Origin of the sequence: Frankia sp. ACN1ag, from assembly GCF_001414035.1 — a bacterium.
In the GTDB taxonomy this organism is placed as follows: Bacteria; Actinomycetota; Actinomycetes; order Frankiales; family Frankiaceae; genus Frankia; species Frankia torreyi.
Map to the genome: position 1 here is coordinate 1 of NZ_LJPA01000065.1, position 10507 is coordinate 10507.

Annotated in this window: 10 protein-coding genes and 3 pseudogenes; 5 read left to right on the top strand and 8 right to left on the bottom strand. The window is 69.2% G+C overall.

Annotation, left to right across the window (positions count from 1 at the left end; genetic code table 11):
* The 3 genes and pseudogenes from UK82_RS33450 to UK82_RS29970 all read right to left on the bottom strand — a co-directional run.
* Nucleotides 1–180, bottom strand: a pseudogene (locus UK82_RS33450) (ISL3 family transposase); the annotation flags it as partial.
* 163 nt (nt 181–343) lie between these two features.
* The gene (locus tag UK82_RS41070; RefSeq protein WP_236706612.1) at nt 344–523 is read right to left on the bottom strand and encodes a hypothetical protein; all 180 of its coding nucleotides are present in this window, start codon (nt 521–523) and stop codon (nt 344–346) included.
* 1237 nt (nt 524–1760) lie between these two features.
* Nucleotides 1761–2348 carry a TetR/AcrR family transcriptional regulator gene (locus tag UK82_RS29970; RefSeq protein WP_161849188.1) on the bottom strand — a complete coding sequence of 196 codons (588 nt, stop codon included), beginning with the start codon at nt 2346–2348 and terminating at the stop codon, nt 1761–1763.
* Between the two features lie 315 nt (nt 2349–2663).
* Here UK82_RS29970 and UK82_RS29975 point away from each other — a divergent pair.
* The coding region (locus UK82_RS29975; protein WP_236706614.1) for a phosphotransferase at nt 2664–3865 on the top strand (1202 nt) is incomplete at its 3' end.
* Between the two features lie 143 nt (nt 3866–4008).
* On the opposite strand, the gene UK82_RS41075 is transcribed toward UK82_RS29975, so the two are convergent.
* From UK82_RS41075 to UK82_RS29990, 4 genes and pseudogenes are all read right to left on the bottom strand, one after another.
* On the bottom strand, nt 4009–4587 hold a 579-nt coding region (locus UK82_RS41075), incomplete at its 5' end, for a WD40 repeat domain-containing protein (protein WP_396230684.1).
* 1 nt (nt 4588) lies between these two features.
* A pseudogene (locus UK82_RS41080) lies at nt 4589–5340 on the bottom strand (effector-associated domain EAD1-containing protein); the annotation flags it as partial.
* A gap of 502 nt (nt 5341–5842) precedes the next feature.
* A complete protein-coding gene (locus UK82_RS29985) occupies nt 5843–7063 on the bottom strand; it encodes a GDSL-type esterase/lipase family protein (RefSeq protein ID WP_055410787.1) in 1221 nt (406 codons plus the stop codon).
* 373 nt (nt 7064–7436) lie between these two features.
* Nucleotides 7437–7676, bottom strand: coding sequence for a VOC family protein (locus UK82_RS29990; RefSeq protein ID WP_082122200.1), 240 nt, complete (start codon nt 7674–7676; stop codon nt 7437–7439).
* 56 nt (nt 7677–7732) lie between these two features.
* On the opposite strand from UK82_RS29990, the gene UK82_RS29995 reads away from it, so the two are divergent.
* The 3 genes and pseudogenes from UK82_RS29995 to UK82_RS30005 all read left to right on the top strand — a co-directional run bounded on the left by UK82_RS29995 (nt 7733) and on the right by UK82_RS30005 (nt 9092).
* On the top strand, nt 7733–8419 hold the full coding sequence (locus UK82_RS29995) for a TetR/AcrR family transcriptional regulator (protein ID WP_044887626.1): 687 nt from the start codon (nt 7733–7735) through the stop codon (nt 8417–8419).
* A 24-nt stretch (nt 8420–8443) separates the two neighbouring features.
* Nucleotides 8444–8709, top strand: a pseudogene (locus UK82_RS41085) (class I SAM-dependent methyltransferase); the annotation flags it as partial.
* An 80-nt stretch (nt 8710–8789) separates the two neighbouring features.
* On the top strand, nt 8790–9092 hold the full coding sequence (locus UK82_RS30005; RefSeq protein WP_055410789.1) for a type II toxin-antitoxin system PemK/MazF family toxin: 303 nt from the start codon (nt 8790–8792) through the stop codon (nt 9090–9092).
* A 73-nt stretch (nt 9093–9165) separates the two neighbouring features.
* Here UK82_RS30005 and UK82_RS30010 read toward each other — a convergent pair whose 3' ends face one another.
* Complete coding sequence (locus UK82_RS30010) at nt 9166–9531, bottom strand: DsrE family protein (protein ID WP_044887624.1); 366 nt, start codon at nt 9529–9531, stop codon at nt 9166–9168.
* Between the two features lie 96 nt (nt 9532–9627).
* On the opposite strand from UK82_RS30010, the gene UK82_RS30015 reads away from it, so the two are divergent.
* Complete coding sequence (locus UK82_RS30015; protein WP_044887648.1) at nt 9628–10290, top strand: TetR/AcrR family transcriptional regulator; 663 nt, start codon at nt 9628–9630, stop codon at nt 10288–10290.
* Nucleotides 10291–10507: the final 217 nt, after the last annotated feature.

The following is a 10507-nucleotide window of genomic DNA, read 5'->3' on the forward strand; positions in this document are numbered from 1 at the left end:
GGTGCGCACCACGCCCTTCACCCGCCCCGAGAACACCCCGCAGCCCGGACACGCCCGCGCCGCCTCGTCTGCGGTCACCAGCCACGCCACCCGCGACCCGTCGGCCAACCGCTCGACCCGCTCCACCGCCATCCCGTCGAGGTCCAGCAACAACGTCGCGTCACTCGTATGATCGTCCAAGCCCGTAACCCCACGGTGTCCTGATTGCGTCAGAACAACCAAGATCACCANGGGTTGNGGGTCTTTTCACGCCACGACACGCCAGCGTCCTACACCCAGGCCACACCAGACCAGCATCACGCACAGCCACCAAGCCGGACGCGAGCCCCACACCTCACCCCGGTCAACTTCGAAGACCCTGTTTCCAGCCGGCCGCGCGCAGAGCGTCGTGGTAGAAGTTCGTCACCTCGTCGGCCGTGCCGGGGAAGCGGTAGACACGCTCCGCGTGTGAGCTGCCGGAACTCGCATCGCAGCCGGAGCCCTGCTCTCGCAGACTCGCGGCAGCCGGACGCAGCTCGAGCACGGCGAGGTCGTCCAGCCTTCCGGCGAGCCGCGCGCTCCTGTCCGTACACCCGACCTCCGGTGATGAAGCGAAGAGCCCCGAGCAACCAGCCGCCGAGAACACGCCCAGCAGCGCACAGGCAGTGATCATAACTGTTGTGGTTCGGCCGCGAAACCTCGTCATCACAAAATATCAGTGTAAGCAGCATCCAGCCGGGCAGTACGGTCGGGCAACTACGCGAGGTTCACCCCTCGGACCGTTGCGCGGCCGGCCNCTGGGCGGCCGTACAACCCACGGGTACGGTGCCCACGATGACGTCAGCTATCAATCTCCTCGATTGTCCCAGGAAATTCCCTCACTCGCATTCCGTCCACCACGTGGCCGCGCATCCGCTGGAGCTCGGCGTCGGCAGGAATACCGACAGATCGCAGACCCTCGGGCGTGGTCTGGTGCAGGAAGGATCGGATCCACTCGAGCTCGGCACTGTCGCGCCGTCGCCAGTTCTTCGCGACTGCGGCGCAGGCGCGTTCGAATGCCTCCGGGTGGAGCTCCGCGTGCCGCGCGAGGTAGGTCAACTCCAGATCGATCATGGGCGAGTGCGGATCGGAGCCACGTACCACATCTTTCTCGAGCCGCGCGAGCACGGCGTCGACGGCACGGCTGTCGCCGACCACCGCAAGGGCCTTCAGCGCCGNTTCGCGGGTGGCCGGATCTCGCCGCCGCAGACTCCCCATCAGCCGATCGGTGCAGGAACCGTCCCCCCGCAACGCGAGTACAGTCAATCCGGCCGTTCTCAGATCACGATCCCCGTACTCCGTCAGGTCGGCGACTGCCCGCACCGCCTCCTCGCCCAGCTGTTCCCGGCCGTAGAGCAAAGTAGAAAGACAGCGGTACCTTGCATAGGATCCTATGGCCGGGAGCGCACGCAGCAGAGCTGCCTCGCCCTCCGCGCCCGAGAGGACCAGGAGCCGTGCGGCGGCCGAGGCGAGGTCGGCATGGCGCACCTTCACGAGTTCGACCAACAGGTCACTCGGCGCCTGCAGGCACGACGATGCGGCCATCGCGTCGAGAATGACGACCCTGCGGGTGTCCGACTGTTCATCGGCGAGCCATTTCCCCAGAAGCTCGCACGCTGCGGGCTCCCGGCCCGCGGCGGCCTTTCCCACCTGCCTGGCGAGTCGGTCGAACTCCGCGTCTGTGAGTCGAGCCGAGTAACGCCGTTCGAAGGCAAGGATTGACCGCCCCGCACCACCAACCGTCATAGGCCGGGCTCCGGGGCGAGGATCCCGTGGAGCAGGACGTGCACGATGTCGTCGGCGCTCACGGCGTCTCCGCGCAGCCGGGCGGTCGACCACATCAGCTCCTGCAGAAGTCTCCGCAGGTCGATGGCCGCGAACCGCGGGGAGACGCGCCCGGCGGCGAGGGCCGCCTCAATGGACCGATCCCAGAGCTCGTCATGGGCGACCGCGTTGTCGCGGACCCGGGTGAGCAGCGGCGACTGGGCGACATACGCCCGGTCGCGGTAGTAGATCCGCGCGGCGTCCCGGTGGTGGACGAAGTTGTCGAGCGTCGCCCGGATCATCGCCTCAAGCCGGTCGGCAGGCTCCAGCGGGGCGTCGAGGATGGCGTCGTAGAGGCCGGTGATGTGCGCGTCGCTGCGGGTCAGAATGGCGGCGACGAGTTCGTCCTTCGACGCGAAGTGATGGTAGAGACTGGCGGCCTGTATGCCACAGGCATCGGCGATGACGCGCATCGTCGTGGCCTCGATGCCTCGCTCGGCGAACAGGCGGGCGCTCTCCCGCAGCACCACGTCGCGCTTGTTCACCCGGCCCGCTACCTGGCTCACCTCCGGGCCCGCCCGGGGTACGTGGCCGGCAGGAGGCACCTTTCCGCTCCGGCTAGCAGCCTAACAATCGTTAGGCTACTGTCGTCGGCGAGCCGCCGGCGCGTGCCGGGCGCGCATGTCAGGAGACCGACGCGACTGCCCGTGCGAGGGTGAGGGGAGCCGCGCCGAGGACTGCTGGACACCGGAGGGACGATCATGGCTGCATCGGATGCCCGCGACACGGAGTTAAAGGACGACGGCCGCGTCATCGCCTGGCTGGAGTCCCTGCTCGGCGGCCAGGTCGTGTCGTGGGAGCGGCAGCCGAGATGGCGGCCCATGTGGTTCGTCGACATCGACCGCGGCGGCGCCACCGAACGCGTCGTCGTGCGTGGCGAACGGTCCGACACGTCTCTGATCTTCCCTCTCGAACACGAGATGCTGTTCCAGCGACTTCTCGACGAGCACGGTATCCCGGTCCCGCACGTGCACGGCTGGTGCGACGAACCGCGGTCGTACGCGATGGCCGCCGTCCCCGGCCGACCCGACTTCGCCGACACGACCACCGAGCAGCGCCGCGTGGTGGTCGACGAGTACCTGCAGGCCCTGGCGCGGATGCACCAGCTCCCGGTCGAGCCGTTCAAGGCCGCCGGGGTCATCTCCGGAACGTCGCCGAACGACTCCGCGATGATCGGAGTACGCCGGTTCGAGCAGCACTACCGATCGAGCAAGGTGCGCCCCGACCCGCTGATGGAGTTCGTCCTCGGCTGGCTGCGCCGCCACCCGCTGCCTGCCTCCGACCGCGAGGCCCCCATCGTCTGGGACTCCGGGCAGTTCCACCACGCCGACGGCCACCTCGTGGCCCTCGTCGACGTCGAAATCGGCCACATCGGCGACCCGATGATGGACCTCGCCGCCTGGCGGATGCGCGACACCGTCATCCCCTACGGCGAGTTCACCACGCTGTACGACCGGTACGCCGAGCTGACCAGCCGGCCCGTCGACCTCGCCGCCATCCAGTGGCACCACCTGTTCTTCACCCTCACCAACCAGCTGTCCTTCCACAACCCGCTGGCCCGCCCGACCCTGGACACCGACTACATGACCTACGCCCAGTGGGTCAGCGAGACGAACCTGCACGCCGTCGAGACCCTGGCCGAATACCTGGGCATCGACCTCGAACCCGTCGAGATCCCCGAGCCGGTGTCCTCGCCCGTCTCCACCCCGCACCAGCACCTGTCCCGCTCGCTGCGCTCGATCTCCGTCGAGGATCCGTACGTCACCTACCAGATCCGCATCGCCTTCCGCCTGGCCCGCCACCTCGAACGCGCCGACCAGATCGGCGCGGCCGTCACCGAAGCCGACCGGGAGGACCTCGCCCGGCTCACCGGCCACGCGCCGAAGAACTGGGACGAGTGCGAGACGGCGCTGGAGAACTTCGTCCTCGCCGACGAGGGACGCCACGACGCCGAACTCGTCGTCCTGTTCCACCGGCGCTGGCAGCGCTACAAGGCCCTGATGGGCCCCGCCGGCTCCGCCATNGCCGCCCACCACACGATGCAGCCCTTCGGCCGCTGGCTGGGCTGAACTCATGATGGGTCGGGCGCCCAGCCGCGATGCGCTACGCACCCACACACAGACCGAGTGACGGGTCATGACAGTTCGCCACCCAGGCGTGCGGCGGCTATTCCAGGGCGTGCAGGCGGATGGTCGCGTCACCGCTGGCGCTGGCCAGAAAACGTCCCCGCGGGTCGAACGCCACCGTCCAGATTGCGTCGTCGTGCGTGATGTGCGCCGTGTCGAACCCCCGCGGGTTCTTCCGGTCGTCAAGATCCCAGAGCCGCACTGTGCGGTCGGCGCCGGCGCTGGCAAGGATCTTTCCGTCACGGGAGAACGCCAGCGCCCGCACGGTGTCGTCGTGTCCGGGCAGCGGCTGGCCGAGCGGGCGGGGTTGCGCAGGACGGGTGACGTCCCACAGTCGCACCGAATGGTCCTGCCCTGCGGTCGCCAGGATGGTCCCGTTCGGCGAGAACGCCACCGCGAACAGCGGATTGTCCGGGTCGGCCAGTGGCTGGCGCGGATCCCAGAGTGGCCGAGGAGTGCTCGGGTCGGCGAGGCTCCACAGCTCGACGGCTCCATCCGCTCCCCCGCTGGCCATGATCGGCCGGCCCGGAGTGAAAGCAACCGAGGTCACCGCCGCGCTGTGCGTGGTCAGGGGTCGACCGAGCGCATGAGCGGTCTCCGGGTGGCGCACGTCCCACAGNCGCACGCTGTGATCGTCGCTGCCGCTGACCAGCGTCGTGCCGTCCGGAGAGAACGCGACCGAGAACACCGACTCCGAATGCCCGTGAAGCGTCGGGCCGAGCGGGCGAGCACCACGCACCGGCGCCGCCCAAACTGCCGCGTTCTGCACGTCGGGAAGGTCGGCGGCCTGCCCGGAGCCACCCTGTCTGGTCAGGGCCACAGCGCCAACGGTCGCCCCCAGGGCCACCACGGGCCCCGCCATCAGAAGAACGCCACGCCGCGTCGGCCGGCCGCGGCCGTGCGACGCGCTCGTCGAGCCGGCTCGCACCGCCTCCGGGGAGAACAGCCGGCCGGGGAACGGCACCGGCCCGGAGACCCCGTCGACATTCGCCGGGGCGGCTGTCTGCGCGCCGTCGGGAGGATCGTCCGCATGACCGGACGCCGGCCGCGTGGCGGCGGCGTCGGCTGCCGGTTCACCGTCGGCGCCGGCTTCGGCATCGCGGGCCTTGGCAGCTATGGCGGCGAAGACCTTGTTGGCGGGGTAGACCCGGCTGGCGGCGAGGAGGATCTGGCGCCGTCCGTCAACGACTGCCCCGCAGCCAAGGCGCACGTTGATCTCACGCCAATAGTCCAGCGGACGCTGCGAGGTCCACACCGGTTGCTGCGACCGCTCCAACCCGGCCTGCTCGAGCAGGGACCTGGCGTTTTCCGGAAGGTGGAAAGCACGCGCGAGCTCCCGCACCTCCTGTTCAGTCAACCTGTCCGTCACCATTCCCCCGAGACCAGGCCGTCACGTGGAACGCCCGCGACGGTGGATGCCGCGCACCATCGCCCCTCCCGGACGGACCATGCCCGCCGATCGTACGCGGTCGGAAGATAGGGAAACGACACCTGGCAGCGGGGTTGTCATGCTGCTTTCCCACGAATGTCGTCATCCCTATCCGGACGACATGAGCGACGGGCCGTCCGGATCGCCTCGGCTGGCGGGGCTCGCCGTCGACGCCGAACCGTGGAGCGGGCCCAGGGCGTCGTCATCGGACAACCATCACGTTAGGGATCTTGAAGGGGCCCTGCCGACCGTCTCCAGGCTGATCTTCGCCGGCCTTCCCGGGCCAGCCACTGGCACGGCTCTCGGGCTACCCGTCTCGGATGTCGAGGGGTCGACGGACGCCAGTCCGGTGCGGACGTCCCGGCCGCCGGCGACGTCGCGCCGACACGATCTGGTCCACGGAACTCACTCGAACCATGATTCGATCAGGGTTGGCACGAACGATTTAGAAGGTCGGGACCACCGGGGGCGGGCGGAGCGGCGCGCCGGCGCTGGCACCCACGACGGCGGCTATCGCGCGCTGGCCGTCCGCGAGAGGGTGGCCGCGCAGGTTGCCGCCGTTGCGGCCGAGGTCGTAGATCCACGGATCGCGGCTGCACAGCTCGTGGCCGTTCAGCGCGTCCGCCACGGAGACGTAGATGGCTTCGCCGGTGGTCGCGGCGACCCGAAGGCGGCCGTCGAGGTAGTCCTGCACCTGGTTCAGATGGGTCAGCTCGGTGGGCGTCAGCCACCCGCAGCGCGTCGTGTCCGCGATGAGCCGCGGAAAGAGCCGCGGATAGCCGACCACGACGACGCGGGCCTGCGGCGCGGCCTTATGGATGGCGGGAATCACCTCCTGCTGAACACGGGCGGCCACGTCGTCGATCTTGCGCTCCTCCTTCTCCGGCTGCTGTACGCACTGCCACACGAAGCAGGTCTCCAGCGTGGAGCTGAATCCGAGGTCGTTTCCACCGATGGTCACGGTCACCACGCCCACCGGCTTATCCCGGTTGATCTTCTCGAGCCGGGACACCTGGGAGGTGGAGTCGAGTCCGCCCGGGTGCTGGCCGCGGAACAGGACATCGTCGATCTCGGCCCCCGAGCAGGCGAGATGACCATTCCCGGCGATGCTGCCGGAGCCGTCGACGCCGAGCAGACGGGGCCACGCCTGCGGGCTGCGGTGGCAGTCATCCTTCGTGGTCGCGGTGCCGTCGTCGAACGGTGGGTTGCCCTCGCCAGAGGAATAGGAGTCGCCGAGGGCGACATAGGTCGTAGGAGCGTGCGTGTCGGTCGCCCAGACGGCGACATGGCCAGGCGCGTACAGGACGAGATTGCCGTCGTTCTGAAGCTCCAGCTGCCCGCCGCGGTGGTCGTCCGTACCCGTACTCCAGATGGCCCGGTGGCCCGGCGCGTAGACGACGAGATTGCCGTCCGGCTGCATCTCCAGCGTGGAGCCGGTATTTCCATCGGTTTCGGTCGACCATCTGGCGACGTGCCCGCGGCCAAACAGGACGGCATTTCCGTCGTCCTGCATCGTGAGTTCCCAGACGCCGTCCGGCGAATGAATGCTCTGCCTCGGCCACAGCGTCTCGCTGCCGGCCAGCGCCGTGGGCGCGGCCGTGGCAGCCGTCGTGGACAGACAGCTGAGCCCCGCCGCCACGGCAGCGACGAGGGCGTACCGGCGCATTCGGCCATGCCGGCGTGTTCTCGCGCTTCTCACGCTTTCCCCCGGCTCCCAGCGGACCCGGCACAGAGTCCGTTGCGGGAAGAATGATAGCAGGCGAGCCAGATCACCCGAAAGGCCGGGTAATACCCGGCGTCCAAGCGGGAAAATCCTGGTCCCTACGGCGTTCGGCCGGGTAGCACGGCGGAATGCTCCAGCCCGAACCGTTCGAATCCCGTGAAGCCGGTCTGGTCGAGCGATCCGGGGCGCACAGCCGCACCATGATCGGTTGCGCGCCGGCGGGGACTGCATACGGAGTGAGCAGTGCGGGCGGTGCGGGCGCAGGCGCGGTCACCGAGTGCTCGTCGAGGGACCGCGCACCGCGCGGTCGGACCGGTCAGAAGGTGGGGGTCGGGGTGGGAAGGACGGTGGCGAGGGCGGCGGCGCGCTTGGGGTCGTGCCGAAGCGCGATCTGGGTCGTGCCGTCCGGGGCCTTGAGGGCGACGCCACGGAGCTCACCGTCCTCGGTGAACTCGATCGCCACCTCCAGCCCGAGCACCCGTAGGTACCACTCGCTGCTGGCGCGGACGTCGCTGATCGGGATCTTCACGTGGTGGATCGGTGCGAGGTCGGGCATGATCCCTCCTTTAGCTAGAGCCGACTCTAGCGAGTTACTGGAGTAGTCTCTAGCGAGTGAGTGATCCCGTCAAGGACAGGCCGAGTCGGGTCAAGAACAGGCCGAGTCGGGCCGAGAAGACCAGGCTGACCAGGCGACGGATCATCGCCGCGGCGGCGGACCTGTTCCTCGACCAGGGCTACGGCGCGACGACGCTCGACCAGGTCGCGGCGCGCGCGGGCGTCGCCGTGCAGACCGTCTACTTCCACTTCGGGAACAAGGCGACGCTGCTCAAGGAAGCGCTCGACGTGGCCGCCGTCGGCGACGACGAGCCGGTCGCGCTACTTGACCGGCCGTGGCTCGAGGAGCTGACCGCCGAGCCCGACCCAGTCCGTGTGATCGAGCTCTGGACGAACGGCAGCCGCGAGATCATGGGGCGGGTGGCGCCGCTGCTCGCCGTAGTTCGCGGCACCGTCGGCACCGATCCGGACCTCGCGGCGCAGTGGGGCGTGAACGAGGGCCAGCGCCGCGTCGCGTTCCGCGCTCTCGCCGACCTGCTCGCCGACCGCGCGGCCCTCCGCCCGGGGCTCACCGTCGAGGACGCCGCCGATCTGGCCTTCCTGATCACCAGCGCCGAGAACTACATCGTCGCCACGGGTACCCTCGGCTGGTCGCCGGAACGCTGGCAGAGCGCCACGGTCACGCTGCTCGTCTGGGAGCTGCTCGGCGCAACGGCCGCCCAGGCCCCCGATAAGGAGTCGTGATGGGCTTCTATGACGACCAGGTGNTGCCCCGCATCGTCGATCTCGTCCTCGGCCGGCCGGTGGCGCAGGCCAGGGCGCGCGTCACGGCCGGGCTGTCCGGCGAGGTCCTGGAGATCGGCTTCGGGTCGGGACGCAACATCGCGCACCTTCCAGCGACAGTCACCCGCCTGCTCGCGGTCGAGCCCGCCGCCGTCGGACGCACACTCGCCGCACCCCGCATCGCCGCCGCACCCGTCACGGTCGAGTTCGTCGGCGACGACGGCCAGGCACTGCACCTTCCGGACGCGTCGGCAGGAACGCAACGCCGCCCTAGGGGTCACCGCCGAGTACCTGAACGGCGAGTTCGCCCGACTCGAGGAACTGCGGCGCCGTGCGGCAGGGTGAGGTGTGGGCGCGGGCCGACGCTCCCGCGCACGCGCTGATCGTGTCCGCCGACCTGTACAACAACGCCAACACCGGCCGAGTCGTGGTCTGCCCCGTCGTGCCGGGTGAGCCGCTGCCGTTCGACAACCACGCCGCCGACGTCGGGATCACGGTTCCCGTCTCGGGCACGGTGCTGCCCGAGCTCGTGGCCTGGATGCCGACCTCAGGCCTGTCGCACCGGCTCGGCGCCGTCCCGCCCGAAGCCTGGCAACGCGCCGACCAGATCCTGCGCCGCCTCCTCGGTCACTGACGCAGGCCAGGCCGCGCCAGTCTCCGCCGCCGACTACCCACAGGGCGATGAGGTGGCCGTCGCGGCCGACGGCTCAGTAGCTGAAGGTCGTCGCGCCGTCGTCGCCGATCCAGTTCCACATCGGGACCGTGCCGTTCAGCTCCGCGCCCTCGATCAGCACGCTGGCGTCGATCTTGCGGGCGTCGACGCAGATCGGGCACACGAAGTAGCGGCCACCGGCGATCCGGTAGCGCTCGACAAGCGACTCCAGCGGTGGGCAGCCAGCACACCCCTCACCCTTCGCGTCGCCGGGCAGGGCGAGCCGGACCGCCTCCTGGGTCAGGAACATGAGCGTCTCCTTGCCGGTCTCCGCGGCGCCGACCGCCACGAGAAACGCGACGGTGACCTTCTCCAGGTCCTCGAGACCCGTGGTCAGGCTGATAACCGCCTTGCTCGCCATCGGCGAACCCTCCTTCAGGAAGAGTCAGAACGAACGTTCGTGTTTACTAGATTAGAGTACGAACGATCGTCTTGCACGTCAACTAGGATGTGGGTCATGGCGGAGAGGGCAGCGCACACACGCCAGCGGCGAGCCGACGGGGAGCGCACCCGCGCCGCGATCCTCGACGCGGCGATGCGGCTGTCGACCGTCGACGGCCTCGAGGGCCTGAGCATCGGCAACCTCGCCAAGGACCTGGGCATGAGCAAGGGCGGCGTCTACGCCCACTTCGACTCCAAGCAGGACCTGCAGCTCGCCACCGTCGACGCGGCCGGCGCCGTCTTCCAGTCGGAGGTCATCGCGCCGGCGGTGGTGGCCGACCCGGGGGTGCCGCAGCTGCTCGCGTTCTGCGACGCCTTCTTCGATCATCTCGAACGGCGGGTCTTCCCCGGCGGGTGCTTCTTCGCGGGCGCCGCGCTGGAGATGGGGACGCACCGCGGACCGGTACAGGAGAAGGTCGCCGAGTTCCACTCCGGATTCGTCCAGCTCATCCGCGACTTCGTGCGAACGGCGATCGGACTTCGGCAACTGCCGCTCGACGAGGACCCGGCGGGGCTCGCCCTGGAGCTCAACGGCACGCTCCTGGCCACCGACGCGAGCTTCGTGATGTACGACGATCCCTCGGTACTGGACCTGGGCCGCCGCGTGGTGCGCCGTCGCCTGGGCCTCACCGAGGCGAGACGAAACGAATCACCAGAGGAAGCCAGTAATCCGCAGTAAGTATTCGGTGACGAGTACCGCATCGCCGCCCGACTACTTCCCCAGAAGATCACCTTGACCACACAAGGCCAGCTCACGGGTCGAAACCCGGCTTCTTACGATCGACCCGGCGGGAGCTGCGAGGTCCGGCATGATCCCTCCTACCGGCACTGCTCGGCGCAACGGCCGCCCAGGCCCCCGATAAGGAGTCGTGATGGGCTTCTATGACGACCAGGTG